This is a genomic window from Actinomadura fibrosa (assembly GCF_900659615.1).
Taxonomy (GTDB): domain Bacteria; phylum Actinomycetota; class Actinomycetes; order Streptosporangiales; family Streptosporangiaceae; genus Spirillospora; species Spirillospora fibrosa.
This window is the reverse complement of the sequence record NZ_CAACUY010000007.1, coordinates 33,258-53,715: the sequence shown is the minus strand read 5'-3', so window position 1 is coordinate 53,715 and position 20,458 is coordinate 33,258. Positions and strand designations below refer to the sequence as shown.

The window sequence follows — 20,458 nt, the reverse complement described above, 5'->3', positions numbered from 1 at the left end:
AGCACGAGGAAACGGGGCCTCCCAGCATGCACCCACGAACAACCGAGGCTGTAGACCGGTTGAGGAACGTGTCCGCGGAGTGCTGCGAGTCTCTCAGCAAGATAAGGTCGCGCTTCCTGAAGGGCGTGACCTCGTCGTGGGAGCCGGGCATCTGCGCGAGAATGACACTTCGTCCCCGTTCCAGTACGCCTATTACCTCGGTGCTCACATGGGGGTTCAGAATGCTGCTGCGGCATCCCGCTGGGGCCGTTCGAAGGGACGTCCATCGAGGCGTATGCCACCAGGAGTTCGACCGCCCGGCTGCACGCTCGGCATTCCAACGAGTACCGGCATCCCGCCTAACCTGCCCGAACGAGGTTTTCAGCAGGGGCAGGGCTCAGCGCGGCGACGGCCGATGTCGTTGGTCGAGTCCATGACGATGCCCAAGCCGGCTCCTCGCAAGCGCATGAGGTGACGGCCAGGACTCCTACCGTGAACGGCCCAGAGGTTCTCTGCTCCGCACCGCGAGGCCTTGCGCAGGCCAGCTACCAGCGGCACGTCGCCATCGAACGACCATTTCGGACGGGATACCTATAGCCCCTTCGAAGGATCTTCGGACCACCTTGCCCCATTGCGTCGTTCTTCCGCATGAAGGCGTCATCCCTCGCTCTAGGCTTGACGCCGCTCCCGCATGTCATCACGAGCTCCCTTGCGGACTCGGCAGGTGGCTACTTGTCATCCGCACTCGGCTTGGGAGTCGACGTTGTTCATCTCCGAGATCCAGATCAAGAATTTCCGATCATTTGTGGACGTCCGAGTACCGCTCCGCCCTTATGTCACCGTCCTGACGGGGGAGAACAACGCCGGGAAGACGACTGTGATGGAGGCGCTGCGCCATCTCACCGAACCTCTTGACGGACGTCGCCCCGCCCCGGTTGAGGAGACCGACCGGAACCGCTTCGCCGCTGACGACGATGTGCACCTGACGGCCCGGCTGGAGGACATCTTGCCCGGGCAGGCTGGCACTTATCTCCAGGGGCTTCTTGAGGGCGCCTCCGAGGAGGGCGCACGGGCCGCATCCTGGTCCCTGACTTCAGAGCCGCCGCTGCTGGGACGGCGGCGCGGCCGGATCAGCTGGACGGCCGGTGCGGGACGGGAACTGGCGGGAGAACCGGACTTCCGTCAGGCGGTCCGTCATGTCCACATGCCTGCCCTGCGAGATGCCGTACGGGAGCTTGGCGAGGGCGCCGGTACCCGGCTACGGGTGATCCTGGAGGCCCTGCTCGGGAGCAAGGAGAAGGTCGCGGAGTTCGTCGAGCGCGTCCACGGGCACTTGGCGCCGGTTATCGAGGACGCCGCACTGGTCTCGATGCGCGACCACGTGACCGGGCCGCTCAGCGACATCACCGCCGGGGCGCATCGCCAGCGGACAGAGTTGGTGCCCAGCGATTCCAACCTGGCGTCGATCGCCCGCTCGCTGCGGATGCTTCTGGGCGACGCCAGGGCACAGGAGTTGAATCCGGTGCGCTCGTCCGGGCTCGGTTACGCCAACGTACTGTTCATCGCGACCGTGCTGGCCGAGTTGGAGACCGCTGCCGAGGCCGATCTCACTTTGCTTCTGGTCGAGGAGCCTGAAGCGCACCTGCATCCTCAACTGCAGACCCTGCTTCTGCGGTACTTGAAGCGCCGGGCGGACATGTCCCGCGCTGCCAATCCCGATCCAGCGCTTCCGGCCGGCCACATCCAGGCCGTCATCACCACGCACTCACCGGTGCTGTCGGCGGCGGTCAGTGTGGAGGACGTCGTGGTGATGACGCGTCAGCGAGCGACCGCAGCGGCGGTATGGGCAGGGAAGGCAGTTCCTATTGCCAAGCTCGGGCTGCAGCGCAAGCAGGTGCGCGAACTCGATCGCTACCTGGACGTCACGAAGAACACCCTGTTGTTCGGGCCCCGCGCCATGCTGGTGGAGGGGATGTCTGAGGCCCTGCTCCTGCCAGCTCTGGCCGAGTTCCTCCTAACGCCCGAAGAAGGTGCGGACGAAGAGGATGCACGACATGCCCGCGAGGCGATCGAACGGTTCCACGGAACGACGCTCATCCAGGTGGACGGGGTGAACTTCGACCCTTACCTGAAGGTTCTGATCAAGCCCGTTGAGGGCGTTCGGGTGGCCCGGCGGGTCGCGGTCATCACCGACACTGACCTAGCACCGGGAGCAGGTGAGCCGTCACGCATCAGCGAAGCGCGCCAGATGGCCAAGGATGCAGGCATGACCGATTTCGGGGTTTTCGCCGCCGCCCCCACGCTTGAGCCGGCGCTGGTGCTGCCCGGAAACGAGGAACTCCTCAAGCATGCCTTCCTGGAATGCGCCCCCCATTCCAGCGGTCGCTGGGACGAAGTCCGGCAGACCCCGGACGCTGAGCGGCCTACCGCGTTCGGCCAGTTGTTCAGCCAGAAGGCCAAAGGCTCCACGATCTCGAAGCCGGAATTTGCGCACGCACTGGCCGACCTGCTGGTCCCCGGCTGTGGTTTCGTCGTGCCCGACTACCTGGTCAAGGCGATCGAGTTCATCACCGGGCCGGACGCAGACGACGAGGGCGCCCGATGACTGGGGAGCAGCAGGCGGCCCAGGTCCAGCAGGAAAGAGCGATCACTGCGCTGGCTCCGCTGTACGTCCCGGCATGCCCTGGAGCCGGCAAGACCCACGTGATCGTCTCCCGGCACTTCGCGCTTCCCTCCGGGACGCTGCGGCAAGGACGAGCCTTGATCTCGTTCACCCGGACGGCCCGCGATCAGATGGCCGAACGCTGCCGTGCCGAGGGACGCCCCGACCTGGTGGGCTTCCCTCACTTCATCGGGACGATGGACGCCTTCATCTGGGACTTCCTCGTGTGCCCGTACCTTGCCGCCGATCGAGCCTGGCAGCTGTCCGACTCCTGGTCGGCGGTACGCGCTACGGTCGAACTGGATCGGAAGGTGCCGCTCGATGCCTTCGTCTTCACCTTCGATCCCAGCACCGGAGTAGAGAGCATCCCCGAACACGCGCTCGATCGTTCAACACAGCGGATGCTCTCTGGCTCCAAGAAGCCATGGCGGCACTGGGAGAACGAGGCGAAGCGGGTCCGGAACCAGCTCAAGACCCAGGGCTACCTCACCTGCCATGAGAGCCGCGTCCTTGCATGGCAGCACCTACAGAAACGCCCGGATGACGTTCTGGTTCCGTTGCGTTCCCGGTTCTCTGAGATCGTGGTCGATGAGGCACAGGACTGCTCCACCACCGAGATCGCGATCCTGGACGTCCTCCACACGGCCGGATTGAAGCTCACCGTGGTCGGCGATCCCGACCAAATGATCTACGGGTGGCGAGACGCGGACCCGCAGGCCCTCGCCGACTTCACCGCCAAATTCGACACCACGGTCCAGCTCACCGGCAACCGCCGGAGCACACCGACGATCTGCGCCCTCGCAGCTACGCTTCGGACGGGCGCGCGTCCACCGGATGTGTCCGTCGCCGGGCACCATGACAACCCACCTGTGCTCATCCTCCCGACCGCGTTCAGCACAGGCGCCAAGGCCCTCCACACCAGCGGCGTCCCCACCGCAATGGTCTTCTGCGAGCACGCGAACCAGATCGGCATACCGGCCACGTCCTGCCTGCTCACGGCCCGGCGCCGGTCGACGCTGCCCATCCCTTCCTCAGAGCGCGGTGGTAACCCCATCACCCGTCTTGCCAGGGCTCATCAGGTGATCGCCTCCGGCACCGCGGACGCCGACAAGCTCGACCAGGCTTGCCGCGTGGCCGCCTCCACCCTGCTCGCCTACTGGTTTCCGCACTCGGCGGGCAGCGTTTCGACCATCTGCAAGGCACACGATCTTTATGTCGGCACCCTTCTCCGAAAGAGCTACGCCTTTCTGGCCGCACTCCCCCACCCCCATCCGAAGTGGAGCAGCGACGTCAACGCGGCCATGAAGAACCTGCCCCGACCAGCGAGCGCTGCTCCTGAGGGTACTCGCGGCTACCTCCGTGGGGCACCGTCCGTCCCGAGAAGGCACCACCCGCAGGAGACCGGCTTGAGAATGGACAACGTCCACCAGGTCAAGGGCGATCAAGCCGACGCCGTCCTCCTGATGCTTCCTGAGCCGGGTACCGCCACCCGGTGGCACCGCGGGGACCCCGCGAAGGACGAGGAACTCCGGATCATGTACGTCGCGGTCACCCGCGCGCGGCGACTACTGGGACTGGCCATCCGCGAGGACGAGACCGACCAGATCACCGCTCTGCTGACGCAGTTCAAGATCAGCCACAACGTGATCAGCTAGGGCGATGTAATGCCCGTCCTCGGGGCGGTGTCCCTGCCGAAGACCTCGTCCGTCCAGGTCAAGCGCCATGCTCGTACTCGTTGAGGCTACTGAAGCGCCCCGGGTCGAATTGAGGCTCTGGAAGGCCTTCAGGGGTGCCTGTCGGAGCATGGTCCAGCATTGCGGCCCTGGGTCGTCCGCTGGGAAGCCGCCCCAACGCCTTCGACATCCACTTCGACGGACGCCTGTCGCCGGACGCATCTGAACCGTACGACAACCCCGGTTACACGACTTTCCCGCAGCATCGTCCACCAGCGTGAGCCTGGAGCCTCGGGAGGAAGCTACGCTCCCCGTGCCCGCCACCGGGCTCAGCGCAGTATGGCGGAGGTGGCCACGTGGAAGACGATGACTGGGGAACCCGGCCGGAGCCGACACCCCTTTCGCAGGAGTGTCGGCCCGGTAGCGGGGGCGTGTCACACGTCCTGTTCAAGCATGCCAAAAACGGTCGTCACCTGCGCGCGGTTCGTCCACCATTGTCCGGGACCCGCCAGGGACACCACGAAACGCAGTTGAGTCGGAGCCGTTCCATCCGATCGCGAGCCCGGCCGGTCACCCGCTCCCCCACCACCCGGGAGCACACTCCATGCGCAGCCACCTGCACCACTACCGCACCATCCTCACGCGGCTCACCCGCGAGGTCGTGCCCAGCGCCGTAGTCAGCGGCACCGCCGCCGGTACCTCCGGCTGGCTGCTCACCCCTCCTGCTCCGCCACCTGTAAGCACCACCAAGGCTCGGTGCAGGTGTGTCTCGTCGGATGCACCGGCACCCCCGGATCACCCCTGCCGATCGCCGCGGCCGTCTGGCACGTGCCGCGCGAGGGGGGGCTGGAGGCGGGCACGTCCGGCGACGATGACTTCGTCGGGGCGATGGAGGAAGCGGTCAAGGAACCGGCGGTGGCCGCTGGCCGCAGCCCGGTTCCAAGGAGCTACCTCATTGCAGGTCTTCCCAGGACCAGCGCGCGGTTGCCCGCCCATCGGTGTCACGCCCGAATCGGAATCGTTGTCCCCGGTCGACGTTCTCGATGAACTGAGGGAACAGACCAGCCGCAGGCAGCCGTTCGGTGAGCGCGACGACCTGTTTATCGGCCTTCACCGCGCGCAGGCCATCCAGCAACCACGCTGCGTCGGAGGGATGGTTGAGGGGGCTGTGTGCGGCGGGGTCGCGGGCCAGCAGCACGGCGATCTGCTCGTCCGCTCCCACCTCGCGCAGCCCGTGCAGCAACTCCGCTACATCGCACGGGTTGTCGAGGGGAATGTGCGCGGCGATGCGTGCGGCGAGCTTAAGGAGTTGTTCGTCCGCTTTCACCTTGCGCAGCCTGTTCAGCAGATCCGTCACATCGCGCAGGTTGTCCAGGGGGATGTGTGCGGCGGGGACGCGGGCCAGTAGAACGGCGAGTTGCTCGTCCGCCCCTGCCTCGTGCAGCAATTGCAGCAGGAACGCCGTGCCGCGCGGGTCGTTCAGGGGGGCATGTGCGGCAGCGCGCTCGGCCAGTATGGAGAAGTGTCCGCCCATCCCCGCATCGCGCAGCGCCTCCAGCAGGGACCACAGGCCGATCGAGTCGTTGAGGGGGACGTGCACGGCGGCGCGCTGGGCGAGCGCGAGGACTTGGTCGTCCGCCCCCAGCGTGCGGAGTTGGTACAGCAGGAACCCTACGCCGTGAGGGTCACCGAGGGCGACGTGCGCGGCGGGGTCGCGGCCCAGCAGCACGGCGATCTGTTCGTCCGCTCCTGCCTCGCGCAGCCTGCACAGCAGGACCTCCAGGTCCCTTGCGTTGTCGAGGGGGATGTGCGCGGCGGCGTGCTCGGCCAACGCGACGACCTGCTCGTCCGCCCCCACCTCGCGCAGCTGGTACAGCAAGATCGCCACTTGGTCGGGGCTGTCGAGACAGATCTGCTTGGTGACCCGCTCGGCAAGCGTGCCGACCTGTTGCTTCATCCCCAGCCGGCGTAGCCCTTTCAGCAGGTTCATGATGTGGCGCGAGTCGTTGAGGGGGACGTGTGCAGCGGCGCGTCCGGCCAGCGCGACGACCTGCTCGTCCGCCCCCACCTCGCGCAGCCCGCGTAGCAGCGAGACCAGGCCGAGCGGGCCGTGGATGGGGGCGTGTGCGGCGGGGTCGCGGGCCAGCAGCACCGCGATCTGCTCCCGTGCCCCCACCTCCCGCAGCTCCCCCAGCAGGGCCGCCACTCCGAACGGGTCGTCGAGATCGGCGTGCGCGGTGCCTCGCTCGGCCAGTGCGAAAACTTGCTTCTCCACCTCGACATGGCCGTCAGCCCTCACCTGACCCAGACCGCTCAGTAACCTCGCCACGGCGTGCGGGCCGTGGATGGGGGCGTGTGCGGCGGGGTCGCGGGCCAGCAGCACCGCGATCTGCTCCCGTGCCCCCACCTCCCGCAGCTCCCCCAGCAGGATCGCCACGGCGTACGGATCGTCGATGGGGACGTGTGCGGCGGGATCGCGGGCCAGCAGCATGGTGATCTGCTCCTTCGCCCCCACTCCTCGTAGCACTCTCAGCAGGTCCGCTACGCCGCGCGGATCGTCAACGGGTACGTGCGCGACGACCCGCTTGGCAAAGGCGCCGACCTGCTCGTCCAACCCCATCTGGTGCAGATCATTCAGCAGGTGCGCCACGCCGCGCGGGTCGTCGAGGGCGGTGTGCGCGGCGGCGAGGTCGGCGGGGCGGGAATCGGTCGGGTGGATCTGGCGTAAGAGCTCGACCAGGTCTGCAGCGGCGGCGTGGTCCCCGTGCTGGGTGGCGTTCTTCCAGAGTTGGGCGGCGTGGCGGTACAGGCCGCGGTTGTGGGCGGCTTGGCCGAGGGGGTGGAGATCCGTGGGGTGGGCGTGGGTGGCGGCGGCGGTCCAGAAACTGTCCGGGGGGATCTGGTCAGCGCGGGTGGTGCGGGCGTGCTGGTCGAGGTAGTCGGCCAGCTGGTAGCCGGTGATGGCGCCCATGGTCATGCCGTCGCCGGTGGGGGCCAGGGCTGCTGCGGCGCCCGCCAGCGGCTGCGTGACGTAGTCAAGCGCCTCCTCGAACCAGTTCACCGGCGCCTGCGCCCGCTCGACCCGGCTGCAGTAGCCAGGGGCTGCGGCGCGCAGGAACTCTACCGGCAGCGGGGAGCAGACACCGAACCGAGCACCGAACCGGCCATCGAACCGAGCACCAAGCCGGCCACCGAGCCAGGCACCGAGCCGGGCGGCGTCGGCTGCGGCCATTAAGAGCGCGCGAGTGTAGGGGGTGCCGTTGCGCCAGCGGTCCAGTAGTTGCGGTGCGGCCGCGATGATCTGGGTCAGCCCTGCGTCGGTTGAGCGCAGCGCCGCCCGCAGCCACGGGTCCCCGGCCCCGCCGTTGACGGTGTCGGCTAGACGGCGGGCGTGGTCGGTCTCGCCTGGACTGCACCGCTCGGCCAGATGGATGCGGTGAGCGAGCTTGAGCAACGTCCGCTCGAACCGGTACCGGTCGGCTCGGCTGATGCCATCACCGGTGATGTTCTGCAGGACCGGAGCGGACGCGGTCAGGTGGGCGTCATGGTAGGCGGGCCACACGGTGGCCACCAGAACCGCTCCGGCCTGAATGAGCCGATCCGCGGTGGCAGCGGTCAGGCCGTCGGCGCCGCCCAGGTAGTTCTGCAGTTCGTCCAGCCAGATCACCAGCCGGCCGGGCGGCTGGTCGGCCAGCGTGTGTAGCTCCGCGGTGTCGCGCGGGTGCAGCAGCCACCAGTCCGGCAGCACATCCTGGACGGCGGCAAGCAGGCAGCGGGTCTTACCGGTGGACGAGCCACCGACCAGCACCACCATCCCGCCGCGGCCAGCGGCGGCGCGCAGCCAGGAACGCAGCCCCGTGCCAGGCCGCTCGTCGATATCGCGCGGCACATAGGTGGGCAGGGCATCGGGGTCGGCGCCGGGCACCTCGATCGGCACATGCACCCCCAGCGCCCGCCAGCTGGCGTCGCGGACCCGAACCGCGCCGGGCACCGGCGCAGTCGCGGTTCGGGTGCGCTCCCAGGCCGCCAGCCAACGTTCATGCTGATCGCGCGGCACCCCGCACACCGCCAGGAACGTCTCCAAAGTCTCGCGTTCGCAGCGGCCCTTGGTGACCAGACCGCCCACCGTGCTGCGCGGCAACGCCCTACCGCCCGGCAGCGTCTGCGCCGCGCCGCCGAGCTCGGCGTAGGTACGGCGACCACGTAGCGCGTTCAGTGCCACGGCCAGCTCCGCAGCGGTCTGCACCCGCTCCGGATTCGCGCTCGCCGCGCCATCACCGCTCGCCCCCGCCACCCCGCCTCCTCCCGACCACGGCTCCACGACGCCACTTCGGAGTCCCTCAGACTCCAAGACCCGATAAGGCACGTCTACGGTTCAGCCTGCCCGCCAAGCTCGGACCCGCGCGGTGTTTGTCCGAATCGCTCCGCGACTCCGGCCGGATCCGGCCGCCACCGGCAGCCTCAAATCACCACATCCGCACGCGGGCCCGGCCGGCCACCCGCTCCCCAAACCGGAAGCACACCATGCGCAAGCACCTGCTTCAGTACCGCATCACCCTCGCGCGGCTCGCCCGCAAAGTCCTGCGCCAGATCCTGCCCGGCGCCATCGTCAGCGGCGCCAGCGCCGGCGCCACCGGCTGGCTGCTCACTCTCGTGCTCCACCACCTATAGGAGCACCACCGGCACCGGCTACGTCACCTGCGGCTTTACTGCACGGTTCTTGACGCGTGCACGTGGCGGCGGTGGTCGGCGCCGACACCGGCCAGGCGCAGCAGCACCCTCGTGCAGCCGTTCGGGGCCGCCGTCGCCGCTCGCCACGATCTGGCCGTCCCGGCCGACCACTGTGGCGACCAGGGCGTCCGGCGTCGACTCGTGGGCCGCTACATCCGCCTGATTTCTACCGAGTACTCGGCGGCCCCGACTCTTTCACTGAGCGCGGCGAAGGCGTCCGTCCGGTGAGTTGTGGTGGCCGGCTTGCATTCGGTTGCATTCGGGATCCGGGCGCACCCAGCTGATCGGCGTACTAGAGCTAGTCGCCGACCGCGTGTTTTGGGCGATGCCGCCCCGCCGAGCAAAGCGGCGCGGGAGCAGGCCGCTCTGCTCGATCCGGGGGCGGTGATCGACACGCTGCCGGAGCGGGAGAAACAGCGGGTCCAGGAGATGGAAGGCCATCTCCTGGAAGCCACGACCGGCTACCGGGCAGGACGGGCGCTCTGAGCTGGGAATGCCTCAGCATCCGAACGTGCCGATTGCGTCATCAGATGCAACTCCGCTCGTTCCTCCCCTGGCCGCATGCCGGTCAGGTAGGCGCAGACGATGAACGCCGCCGTCTTCAGGTGGCGTATCAGCGTGTGCGCCTCGTTGTAGTTCAGCCGGTCCCGCCAGGGCCGCGTCCAGCCCGTCCATCACGACGACCTCCGCGCCCAGCTTGGCCAGCACGCCCAGCTTCGCCGCGCTCGTCATCGTGGCCCTCGCCTCGTGCCTCCGCGCGACCAACCGCGGCACCAGCCGCCGCCCGAGGATCCCGGCCTCACTCGGCAACGAAAGCCCGCATGACCCTTCACCTTCTCGCCTCTCGAACCCTTCTCTGCCCCTGAGACGAGGCAGCCGAGCGCACTGTGGCATCCCGGCCGGGAGGTGCCTGTGACAGGCCTTGCTTCAGCGTCTGAACCGGCGCTGCGAGATCTGGCGGTCCTGACCCATGACCTCACGCACCAAGGCCCTGCTGATGTCGTGCCGCCCTTGGCGGTAGCGGATATGCCGGTAAACATCCGCCGCTTTGGCTCCGGGGGAAAGCTTCGCGGCGACATCGCGGATGTATTGGACCTTGGCGTCGTCGAGGCCGGCTTTTCCCCCTCGGGTACGGCGTGGGATCGGCAGATACATGCGCCGGCCCGGTTTTTCGGAAATCATGCGGACCTCCAAGCATCCGATTACTCGACGCTAGGAATGAGAAGCACCGCAGGTCCATGACGAATGGTGCGGAACCATGACCGCCCAACGACAGGTTCCTGTCGACCTAAGCTGTCGGCTGCCGTTCCAGCCAGAAGCCGATAGTCACAGGGAGGTGCGGGTGACCGTTCATGTCGCGGTCGTGGACCCCGTGCCACTGTTCCGGCATGGCGTCGTGGCTGCTCTGTCCAGCGCCGGTCACCTTGTCGAAGAACCCGCCGACGCGTTGGCGTGGGTGCGCGAACGGCCGGGTGGAACGGTACTGCTGACCCTGGATTCAGCCGAGGAACTCGACCGGTTGACCGCGATGTGCCGGGTGCGGCCCCGGCCGCTCATCGTCGCGCTGCTCACCGGCGCGAACTCGTCGCTCGGGGCGCAGGCGGTGCGGGCCGGTGCCCGGTCGGTGGTGGCTCGGACGGCGACGGTGACGACGCTGCGACGGGCGGTGGACGCCACACTCGACGGCGAGGCGGTGATGCCGGCCGGGGTCGCCGACCTCCTCGTGACCGGCCGGGGCGGGCAGCCGCCGCGTCGACCGGCTCCCTCCGCGCAACAGGTCGCCTGGCTGCGGCAACTGGCCGAGGGCTGGACTGTCGCCCGCCTGGCCGCCGAGGCAGGCTACTCCGAGCGAGCGATGTACCGGATGCTCAAGCAGCTCTACCGGCAGCTCGGCGCCGCCACCCGACTGGAAGCCATGATCCTGGCTCACGAGGAGGGCTGGTTCCAGACCTAGCGGGCACGGCCCGGTCTGATTCGTGCCAGCTCGGTGAGCACGGGCTCCAACCTGGGGTCGCCGTCGGCGAGCGTCTCCACCAGGAACCTCAAGCGGTCGTCAAGCCCCGGTGTCGGATCGGCCTCTCCCTCCGGCCGTGCACGACGGAACGCGGCAAGCGCCTCTCCTGGCTCGGCGTCACCGAGGAGGACCGAGTGACACAGAGCGATCCCCTTGTAATCCCACGCGGTGAGATCGTTCTCGTCTGCCCCGAGGCGTTTGCTCGTCTCGTCGTGAAGCTGCTTGAACAGGTCTCTTGCGGCGGCCGGGAGGTCGCGACGGTGCGCGATGACGCCCCGCAGCGCCAGCTCGACGGTTTCCCGGCCGGCCACCCGGTAGCGAGCCGACTCTTCGATCGCCTTCCGGGCCGCCGGGAAGTCGTTCACGTGCACGTAGGCGAGGGCCAGCGTGGTGAGCGACCGCCGCAGATTGTCGGGGTCGCGGTGGGTGCGTGCGGTCTCGACCGCTTGTTGCGCCTTCCTCAGGGCCCCCTCGTACAGCCCTTGGTAGAGGTCGAGCTCGGCGGTCGCGTCGTCCAGTTCCCCTTGCACCGAGGGAGCAGGGTGGGTGTAGACGAGGTCGGCGCATTCGGCCAGCATCATCCTCGCGTCGGGGAGCCGGTCCAGTTCCCCGTACCACCGGACGAGGCGCAGCGCGGCCTCAGACGCGAGCCCAGAGTCGATTCCGCGCAGAATGCGGTAGGCCTCCCAAGTGTCCTCGATCGCGCCGCCCCACCCGCCGTGCTGTTGTCCACAGTCGGCCAGTCCCATCAGCGCGGTGGCGCGGACACGGCCGTCCTCCTCGTCCTCACCGGCCAGTGCGAGCGCCGAGCGGTAGTGATCCACGGCCTTCGCGAGGTGGTTGTGCTCCCAGAACATGGAGCCCATGAGGACGTGGATCCGGCGGATCGCCTCGCGATTATGGTCCTTCTTGGCGCGGTCGAGCGCGGCCTCGTAGGCCACTCGCGCCGAGGGGAGATCGCCGCTATGGGAGTAAATGTCCCCGAGGGCGGCGAGGTTCTTCATCTCGCCGTCCGGATCGTCGTGGAGTCGCCCTCGCACGGCCTCCCGCTGGCTGCGCAGCTCGACGCCGCTGCCCCAGAGGCGCACCAGGTGGTCCATCGAATCGATCTGGTCGTGCGCGTCCTCATACATCTCGGCCCGCAGCCAGGCGTCGACGCGCGCGAAGTGCATGTCGAGGTCGGCGATCCCCTGAACGTCCTCATCGCTCTTCTGCATCGCCCGCAAAGCCTCGTCCGCCCGCAACACCAGGTCGAGGCGGGTCGGCGACTCACCCGCGGCCGCCAGTCGCTCACCAGCGGCGAGGCGCCCGAAGATCGCGTCGACCTCGTTCTTCCGTAGGTATCTGCGGCCGTCCTCGCGCTCCAGGACGAGGCGGGCCACGACGAGCGCGCGCAGGGCGGGCTCGACCCACTCCCTTCCCACGTACGGCTCCAGGACGCTGATGACCGCGTCGGTCTCAACCGGGATGCCGAACGCCGCGAGCGCCTCAGCCGCTCGCTGCTGTTCGGCGGGCAGATGGTCGACGAAGAGGCGCACCAGGCTTTGGTGCACCTCGCCCGTCGTGGCGGTCAGCCACGGTGCGACCTCGCGAGGCAGGAGCGCGGGCGGGTCGCCGCTGAGGCACGCATTGAGAAGCTCGGCGAGCCGGGGGTTGCCCGCCAGACAGCCGTGAATGCTCCGCAGATGGTCCTCTGGAAGATCCGCAAGGCCGTATCGATTGCCGGGGTCGAGCCTGGCGAAATACTCGCGCAAGGACGGCGGCTCCAGGCCGTCGAGACCGAGAAGGAGCGCCGCTTTCGTCCACGTCACGCTCGTGGTCGCCGTGGGTGCGTGCTGCGTCACGAAGACGATCTTGACGACGGGTCGCGGTCGGCTTTGCACGGCGTCCAGTGCCAGATCGAGCTGCGAGTCACGCAGGAGATGCCCTTCTTTGAGCAGGTTCTCCGCCGAGTCCAGCACGATCACCGGCCGCATCCCGCCGCCCTGCCCAAGTCGGTCCAGAGCGAGCTCCAGGCGTGCGGCCGCGGACGGGCCTGGCACCTGGCCCCACCCGGGCGGCTCGATGTCCTTGATGAGCGCCTGCACCCCGATCTCGCCGTAACGAGTGGCATCGTGCCAGCGCACCGGCGAGGTCTCCTCGTCGGGATCGCCCAGGCCCAGGTCGGCGAGGACCTCGCGTACCAGCGCGGTCTTGCCGATCCCGGGCGGTCCGCTCACTACGATGACGGAGGTGAGCTGATCCTCCAGCGCCGCGCGAAGGCGACCGCGCTGCCCCTCCCGGTCGATGAAGACCGACCCGGTCCTCGTCGGTGACCGGGCCGGCGTGACCGTCCCGGTCACCGACGATCCGGCCTGATCGAAACTCTCCCCGGCGTCGAAACGCAGCGTCGTGCCCGCCCGCGGGTCCACCGGCGCCAGCTCCCTGGCGAGCCGGCCCGCCAGCCGAGAGCACCACTGGGCAGCGCTCGCCGTGCTGGCGGCGTAGGCGGTGTGCAGCATCGCCTGCGCGAGCAGAGACACCCTCAGCTGCTTGTGCCACTCCGACTCAAAGCCCTTCTTGCGCGCGAACTCCGACGTCGGCTCGCGGATCACATCGATGACGCGCCGTACGTGGGGCGTCATGCCGTCGTCAAGGGATTCGTCGCGGCGGCCAGACTCCAGATACGCCAGAAACGTGTCGCGACCGGACGGGCTGGAAGCCCCGATCTCGCGGGAGCAGAGCGAGAGCAGCAGTTCGGCGGCATCCCGGCTCAAGGGCCCTTGCCGGTCGTAGGTGGCCAGGTCGATGAGCCGGAACTCGTCCGGGAACACCCGGCCGTCCTGCATCGGTACGAGGACGTTGTCTCCGTGCAGGTCACCATGGGTCCGGCCGACCAGATAGTGGATCTTCTTCTGGTCGGCGGGGACGTCACCGCCGAGGATCCGCCATGGGTTCGGCAGCGGCTTTTCCTCACCCGGCAGTTCCAGGAGGGCGGGCACGAGCAGGCCACGCGCTTCCGCCCACTCGTAGATCCAGGTACGAATCGCATCGTTGTGGCCCAACTCGCTCTCCAGCAGGCCGGCTACCGTCGTTTCCTTGCGTTCGAACGTGTCGCTGGTACATGCCCATTCACGAAGAATTTTTCCCCACACCTGCCCGCAGACCTTCGCGAGCTCACTTAGCTCCACCTTCGCGAGCGGTTCGCCGTCCGCCATTGACAGGCCCAACACGAAATCGCCCCCGGTACAGCGAATGGGCGCAAAGGCGGTGTCCACAAGATGGTCTTCGCGAAACTCCGGGGGCGCATCGTCAAGGGCCTTTCTGTGCCGCTCGCTTTCCTGCCTCTTCGCCCCCAAGTCTTTCGGTCGACGGCTCGCCACCTCCGGCGGGCAATACTTGATCACACATGGGCGGGGGTCGGGGCTCCGCTCGCTGAGGTTGGCCAGCGTCACCATGGCCAGCCGGGCCCCGGAATAGCCCTCTCGGACGGTCGTCACGTCCCTGATCTCGACCCGGTTCGCGAGCAGCGTCTCGATGATCTCCAAGGCGACCGCTGGATCGCGGAGAACGTCGGCCAGTTCGTCCGAGACCGTCATGACCGGGGGTGCTCCGATTCCAGTAGTTGCCTCCTGACCTCGAAGTCGGCCTCGTCCTGGTCGTGATATTCGTCGAAGAACCAACTCGGCAGGCGCGGCTGGAGTTGGCGTACGTGAAAGAGCGTGTCCTGCACTTGGCGGGCGAAGAGCGTCCGCGCGGCGGGTCTTGAGATCACTTCTGACGAGGGCTCCTCCATGGCGGCGCGCACCAGGTCCAGTACGCGCATCCGTTCCCGGATGCTCCCCATCTGTGTTCGATACATCTCCAGACACACGAGCAGCAGACCGAGCGAAGGCAGGAACCACCGGGTGAGCAGCCGGCTCACGGTCGCGCCTGTGGCGAGTGTGAACACGATTCCCGCCACGGACCACAGCACCAGGACGCCGAGCATCACCTGGGCGAAGCGGAGCCGGATGCGCGAACCCCAGGCCAGATTCTGCTCCAGGCAGAAGAAAACGTCATAGGGCTCTGCGACGTTGGCCACGATGTAGTAGCTCGGCAGCCTCTCCTCGTTGCCGCGAAAGCGGCGGCTGAGCCGACTCACCTCGTCGTCGCCGATGCGCTTCCCGACCGTGACGCCGTTCCAGGGCAATCCGAGCACTTCCGCGTCGTACATCTCCTGAAGCGTCGCGGCGGTCCGTAGATACCGTTCGGCCAAGGGCACAAGAGCGGCCTTGTAGAGCGCGGCCCACATCGCGCCGACGAGGGTGGCCGCGGCTCTGTACCGCGACCCCGATCCGCCTAGGAGGCCTGTTATGGCCAGGACCGTCGAGACGGCCAGGCTCAAGGCGTGCACACGCTGGTTGTAGAGGTGGGTCACGCGGACGGCCTTGAGCAGCCGTACGGCCGTGGCGCTGGCCTGCCTTTCGGCGATCGGGGTGGTGGTCGCCAATGCCCCTCCCACGCGAGCGAGCCGCTTCACTGAGTGACACAAGCTCGGCTTCACCGCGTTACCGCAGTTTCTCTCACGCGCATCAAGGTGTCCACGGGTAACAGGGTGGTCACTTCCGGCCACCGGTCACGCTCGCGACCGTCAGCGCCGCCCGATCGGCCACAATCCCGCCGCGCGTTCCCGCTCCAGCCGCTCCAGCGCGGCGACTCCTTCCGAACCACCGTCGGATTGCTTCCGGTGCCGCTCGTCTCGCCGTCTGCCCTGTCACCCACAGGCCGAAGCTACGGACCGAGCCATATGCTTCACCCGCCCCCCGGGCGATTGCCCACATCCGGGGTCCGTCCCGAACCGGACAACGACGAGTTCTTCTCGGGAACCCTTGCCCGGGCGCTACACCCGTTCTCAGCTACCAAGGCGGATACACGAAGTGCCCGTGAATGCTTCTGTCAGACCCTCGTGTTCTACTCACACAGAGATGATCGGTTCCAGTTAGGGGGGCAAGTGCAATCTTCCGGACAGATTAGGGGAAAGCTCGCAGACCTCGCCAAAGAGCGCGCGAAGCACGAAGGGAAACTGGCCACAGCCCAGTCCAAGCAGCAAAAGAAGCTCACTGAGGCCAACTCCTACCAGGAGCGCGCCCGCAAAGCGTCTTCGCCGTCCCGGGCCTCGTCGTACCAGCGCAACGCCGACAGCGCCAACAAGGCAGCGCTCTCGGAGGGCAAGAAGATCGAGACCGAGCGCAAGGCCATCGCCAAGTGCGCGGACAAAGAAGCCACCCTCAACAAGGACCTGCAGGCGGCCCTGGCCCGTGAGGCCAAGGACGACCAGCGCCAGCGTGAGCGGCAGCACAAGGAGCAAGAGCGCCGCCGGCAGCAACTGGCGGCCGCCGAACGCACCCGCACCGAAGCGCTCGTCGCGGCCAGCGAGGAAAGAATGTCCGTGGTCATCAGCAGGCTGCAGCCCCCCAAGGTCGAGCCGTTGCGGATCCTCTACCTGACCGCCGCCGCAGCCGGTGACCTGCGGGTGGGGGAAGAGATCCGCCGCGTCAAGGCGGCGGTGCGTGCAGCCACGCTCCGCGACCTGGTCCAAATCGAGCACATGTCCTCGGCGACGGCCTCCGACCTGCTGGATGGACTGACCCGATTCCGGCCTCACGTCGTTCACTTCTCCGGGCACGCCAACAAGGACTTCCTGGAGTTCGACTCCGGGCTCACCCAACGAGGCCCAGGACAGACCGTCGCCGCTGCAGCGTTCGCCGAGGCGATCGACGCCGTCGATCTGAAGCCGAAGATGATCGTGCTGAACGCCTGCCACTCCCACGCCCATGTCGATGGCCTGCTGGACGTCGTCCCGCTGGCCGTCGGGATGACCGACCGGATCGGCGACATCGATGCCATCACGTTCGCCACGCGCTTCTATGCGGCCGTCGCCGAAGGGCAGTCGGTCGAGGCGGCCTGCAAGCTCGCCAAGGCAGAGATGAGGCTCACCGGCCTTCCCGACGCCGACCTGCCGGTCCTCTCCCACATCCCCGAGGTGGATCCCTCAGCCACCATGCTGATCATCCCGCCGCAGCAGCCCTGAGAGGTGCTGCTAGTCGAACGCAAGTTCGACTTCAAGGGCTGACGTGGTCGCCATGGAAGTGATCGTTCGTATCGCACCGGGCGGGGGGTGAACACCATGGAGACCAACATCCAGCAGATGGCCGCCTGGCTCGCAGCGGCCTGGGTCCGCAGCGCCGCCTACACCTGGCTGCTCCGCCAGGGAGTCGCGCACTGGCTCGCGCACGGCCTGGCCCTCATCGCCGGCGGCGCCGCCCAGCGCGCCATCGCCACCGCGTAGGACAAACGCTCCGAGCGGATCCCGGGGCCCCCGCGATTCCCGGGATCCAGCACCCCTCGGCAGCCGACGACCTCGCCGCAGCCATGGACGCGCTGCAGGCCGTCTCGGGAATCTTCATCCCGTGCGCGGTGCTCATCTGGATCGCGATCGGGACCGCTGGTGCCGCGAGCACCGCGCTGGCACTTCTTCTCCCGGCGGCCGGGATGCCCTTAGGAGTCGGCGTAGGGGTGACCGGCCTGCTGCACGCCTTCTACACCGGACTAAGTGAGCCCCTGCAGCGGTCCCGCTCCCGGCCCGGACCGACCGCACGGGACGCCCATCCTCCTGGTACTCCAAGTCGTGCCGGCAGCGGCCTACCGCGCGCCGCGCCCGGTCCCGCTGCGCAGCGGCCGCGCCCACGACCTGCGTCCGCGTTCGGCCACCATCTTCCCAAGTCCTGCGGCGAGGCGGCTGCGCGCCTCTAATTAGCGTCGCGGTCGTGGAGAACGAACTCCAGACCGTGACCGCGCGCCTGGTCGCCGAGACCGTCGGGACCTTGTGGGAAGTTCTCTACTACAGCCACGCGCCCACCGATTAGGGATGGCCTCGGATGCTGCTCTATCGGCTCACCGATACCCAAGACACCCTCGGCATGCTCGTCGGCTTCCATGCTGCTCACGGTGCACCAGGCAGGCTTCGAGGCCGAAGCGCTCACCAAGTACATACAGATCAAGCAGCAGCGCGACCGTGCTGAGCTGCCGCAGCAACAAGACGTCGACTTCCTCGACGGCCTCCTAGGCTGGCCTGCCGGAGAATCACGGTCAGACTGGTATGCCCACGGCAAGTCACACCGCACCCACGGCAAATGCGCCCCCACCAGGAGTGGACGCTCGCCTGCATCCACGCCCTGCACGCATATACCTGCGAGGACGCGGACGAACCCAGTCGTCGACGTCGAGGACCAGGGCGGCCCCTTCCCGCGCCCCGGCGGGGTGGCCGTCTACCTGTACGGGCCGGACCCCGTCCTCCAGCCCGCCGAAGGAGACGGCAAGCGAAACGACGGAAGGCCGACGGGGCCGGGGAGGCCGACACCGGTGTAACTGCGGCACCGGCGGCCGACCGGACGGCCGACCTTGATTGCGGGCCTTTGCGGATCAGGATCGTCGCCGATTCGGTGGCCTGTCCCGCCGTCGCCGACCGCCTTGCGAAGGTCCTGATCGTCCAACGGAGCAGCAGGGCCGTGCCGCGCCGCAACGGACTCGGCGTGACGCTCTATCTGACCGCCCGGCTTCCGCTCCTCACCCGCGGCCCTCAAGGAGGTGCTTCGTGACGACGCCTGACAGCTCGACCGGCAACTCGACCGGGGACTCTAAGCCCGTCGGCGGCGGCTTGGAGGTGGTGTCGCTGGCTGACCTGGTGGCACGTGCCGCGCGCTGGACCGCTGGCACCCGTCGCGCTGCCGCGCAGCGCACGGTCGTCGCCGACGTCTGGGACCGGATGGAGTGGGCCGACATCCGCGCCAATCTGGAGGAGGTCGGTGACCTGATCGAGGACCTGGCGGCCGAGCACGACTACGCAGACGACCTGATCGCCGACCTGTGGACCGTCCTGTTCCAGGACACGCCCGTCCAGCTCGACCGGGACCGGGTGACGCCGTCGCGGTGGGTCAACCACCAGATTGTCGCGTCGCTGCTGGGCTGCCCGCAGTTCATGCGCCTGCGCGCCGCCACCGTCGGCGACGCCTTCATGGCCGCGCACGCCCTGACCGGCCAGTTTGTCCGCCTGGACGACCTGCTGTGGGCGGCGACCGCCGCCCAGCAGGACGCCGCCCAGGCCGACCGCGCTCACGCCGCTGCCGCTCGCGCCGCCGACCAGGTCCTGCACGCGGTCTGGGAGGCCGCCGACAGCACCGACGACCACGACCACCTTCCCGCCGATGCCCTGGCGGCGGCTCAGGCCGCCATCACCGCCGCTGAGAACGCCGACACCCTCGCCGCCGCCGCGGCGGCCGCCGCCGACCGCGCCCTGGACCAGGCCGCCCGCAGCGGCCTCGCCCGGGGCGTCTGGACCTTGGTGACGGAAGCGGTCGACCGGCTGGAGGCCCAGCAGCGGCTGCTGGATGTGTGGGGCATCGGCGCCGACCAGCTGCGGCGCATGGACGCCGCTGACCGGGCAGTACTGGCCGAGCGGCTGCGCGGCAACCGGATGAGCGAGTTCGCCGACCTCATCGGACGCTTCCGGGCCTTCGCCCACGCCGAAGCCGCCCAGAAGATCATTGGCGGGCACGGGGAACTCGTCGGCACCACCCTGGGCAGCGACATCGCCCGCGCCATCCCTCCGAAATCGCCGCCCTCGGCGTCCCGGCGCTGCGCCCGGTGTTCCTGGCCCGCCTCGCCGAGGGACGCCTGCTGTCCTACGAAACGCGCGGCGAGGAACACCTCGGCCGCGGCCCCCTGATCATCTGCCTGGACGCCTCTCCCTCCATGTGGGAAACCGTCGCTGGCCACCACGCCTCCCAAGCAGCGTCGGCCGTCGACCCGACCCGGGAGACATGGGCCAAGGCCGTCACGCTGGTTCTGCTGGATCACACCGCCAACGCCGTCCCGCCGCGCCAGGTCACCGTCGTGCGGTTCTCCGTCGACATCGACAGCACCCACCACTTCCCCGCCGGCCGACCTCCCGCGCCTGATGAGATCCTCGCGCTCGCCGGAGCCTGGAAGGCCGAGGGCGGCACCGACTACTGGCCACCGCTGCACAACGCCCTGACCCTCATCGCCGACGCCCGGCACCACCCGCGCCAGGACGGCGCCGCCGACGTCGTCTTCCTCACCGACGGTGAACACCACGGCCACACCGCCTGGCTGAAGACCTTCCGGGCGCGCAAAGCCGAGCTCGGCTTCCGGGTGTTCGGCGTCGCGATCGCCGGCCAACCCAGCCCGGAGCTGACGGCCATCAGCGACACCGTCCACACCATCGACGATCTCACCGATCCCAGCGACGCCCGCGCCCTGTTCCGCCTCTGAGTTCCGCCTCTGAGTTCCGCCTCCGAGTTCCGCTGACCCTCAGCCGCTGTTCCCGGCCGTCTACACCGCCGCACCTCCAGGAGTGAA

Annotated in this window: 13 protein-coding genes; 9 read left to right on the top strand and 4 right to left on the bottom strand. The window is 68.4% G+C overall.

All coding sequences use genetic code 11. The features are described from left to right. Nucleotides 1-742 precede the first annotated feature (742 nt). Both E1300_RS04830 and E1300_RS04825 read left to right on the top strand, forming a co-directional pair. Complete coding sequence (locus E1300_RS04830; protein WP_165502679.1) at nt 743-2,584, top strand: ATP-dependent nuclease; 1,842 nt, start codon at nt 743-745, stop codon at nt 2,582-2,584. Then, the gene (locus tag E1300_RS04825) at nt 2,581-4,296 is read left to right on the top strand and encodes an ATP-dependent helicase (RefSeq protein WP_131755651.1); all 1,716 of its coding nucleotides are present in this window, start codon (nt 2,581-2,583) and stop codon (nt 4,294-4,296) included. Before E1300_RS04830 ends, E1300_RS04825 begins: the two co-directional genes overlap by 4 nt. Nucleotides 4,297-5,266: 970 nt before the next feature. Here the strand turns inward: E1300_RS04825 and E1300_RS04820 are convergent. Next, nucleotides 5,267-8,608 (bottom strand): hypothetical protein, encoded by a 3,342-nt coding sequence (locus tag E1300_RS04820; RefSeq protein WP_131755650.1) that lies wholly within the window; start codon nt 8,606-8,608, stop codon nt 5,267-5,269. Nucleotides 8,609-8,838: 230 nt separating this feature from the next. On the opposite strand from E1300_RS04820, the gene E1300_RS49820 reads away from it, so the two are divergent. Both E1300_RS49820 and E1300_RS51285 read left to right on the top strand, forming a co-directional pair. Beyond that, entirely contained in the window at nt 8,839-8,985 is a 147-nt protein-coding gene (locus tag E1300_RS49820; protein ID WP_165502678.1) for a hypothetical protein, read from the top strand. Nucleotides 8,986-9,363: 378 nt separating this feature from the next. Continuing rightward, a complete protein-coding gene (locus E1300_RS51285; protein ID WP_207399476.1) occupies nt 9,364-9,531 on the top strand; it encodes a hypothetical protein in 168 nt (55 codons plus the stop codon). A gap of 441 nt (nt 9,532-9,972) precedes the next feature. Here E1300_RS51285 and E1300_RS04810 read toward each other — a convergent pair whose 3' ends face one another. Beyond that, nucleotides 9,973-10,227, bottom strand: coding sequence for a hypothetical protein (locus tag E1300_RS04810; RefSeq protein ID WP_131755649.1), 255 nt, complete (start codon nt 10,225-10,227; stop codon nt 9,973-9,975). A 160-nt stretch (nt 10,228-10,387) separates the two neighbouring features. Between E1300_RS04810 and E1300_RS04805 the strand changes: the two genes are divergently transcribed. Further along, on the top strand, nt 10,388-10,999 hold the full coding sequence (locus E1300_RS04805) for a helix-turn-helix domain-containing protein (protein WP_131755648.1): 612 nt from the start codon (nt 10,388-10,390) through the stop codon (nt 10,997-10,999). Here E1300_RS04805 and E1300_RS04800 read toward each other — a convergent pair. Together E1300_RS04800 and E1300_RS04795 are read right to left on the bottom strand one after the other, a co-directional pair. Beyond that, complete coding sequence (locus E1300_RS04800; RefSeq protein ID WP_131755647.1) at nt 10,996-14,637, bottom strand: tetratricopeptide repeat protein; 3,642 nt, start codon at nt 14,635-14,637, stop codon at nt 10,996-10,998. The two genes, E1300_RS04805 and E1300_RS04800, sit on opposite strands and share 4 nt — an antisense overlap. Next, on the bottom strand, nt 14,634-15,530 hold the full coding sequence (locus tag E1300_RS04795; protein ID WP_131755646.1) for an S-4TM family putative pore-forming effector: 897 nt from the start codon (nt 15,528-15,530) through the stop codon (nt 14,634-14,636). Before E1300_RS04795 ends, E1300_RS04800 begins: the two co-directional genes overlap by 4 nt. A 501-nt stretch (nt 15,531-16,031) precedes the next feature. Here E1300_RS04795 and E1300_RS04790 point away from each other — a divergent pair. The 4 genes from E1300_RS04790 to E1300_RS04775 all read left to right on the top strand — a co-directional run bounded on the left by E1300_RS04790 (nt 16,032) and on the right by E1300_RS04775 (nt 20,371). Further along, nucleotides 16,032-17,111, top strand: coding sequence for a CHAT domain-containing protein (locus E1300_RS04790; protein ID WP_131755645.1), 1,080 nt, complete (start codon nt 16,032-16,034; stop codon nt 17,109-17,111). 96 nt (nt 17,112-17,207) lie between these two features. Beyond that, nucleotides 17,208-17,369, top strand: coding sequence for a hypothetical protein (locus E1300_RS49815; RefSeq protein WP_165502677.1), 162 nt, complete (start codon nt 17,208-17,210; stop codon nt 17,367-17,369). A gap of 1,305 nt (nt 17,370-18,674) precedes the next feature. Beyond that, on the top strand, nt 18,675-19,805 hold the full coding sequence (locus tag E1300_RS04780; protein WP_131755643.1) for a hypothetical protein: 1,131 nt from the start codon (nt 18,675-18,677) through the stop codon (nt 19,803-19,805). Further along, nucleotides 19,724-20,371 (top strand): vWA domain-containing protein, encoded by a 648-nt coding sequence (locus tag E1300_RS04775; protein ID WP_131755642.1) that lies wholly within the window; start codon nt 19,724-19,726, stop codon nt 20,369-20,371. Before E1300_RS04780 ends, E1300_RS04775 begins: the two co-directional genes overlap by 82 nt. Nucleotides 20,372-20,458: the final 87 nt, after the last annotated feature.

Coding starts and splice junctions, on each gene's coding strand:
- E1300_RS04800 (WP_131755647.1), bottom strand. CDS start 14,637: ATGACGGTCTCGGACGAACTGGCCGACGTTCTCCGCGATCCAGCGGTC.
- E1300_RS04825 (WP_131755651.1), top strand. CDS start 2,581: ATGACTGGGGAGCAGCAGGCGGCCCAGGTCCAGCAGGAAAGAGCGATC.
- E1300_RS49820 (WP_165502678.1), top strand. CDS start 8,839: ATGCGCAAGCACCTGCTTCAGTACCGCATCACCCTCGCGCGGCTCGCC.
- E1300_RS49815 (WP_165502677.1), top strand. CDS start 17,208: ATGGAGACCAACATCCAGCAGATGGCCGCCTGGCTCGCAGCGGCCTGG.
- E1300_RS04810 (WP_131755649.1), bottom strand. CDS start 10,227: ATGATTTCCGAAAAACCGGGCCGGCGCATGTATCTGCCGATCCCACGC.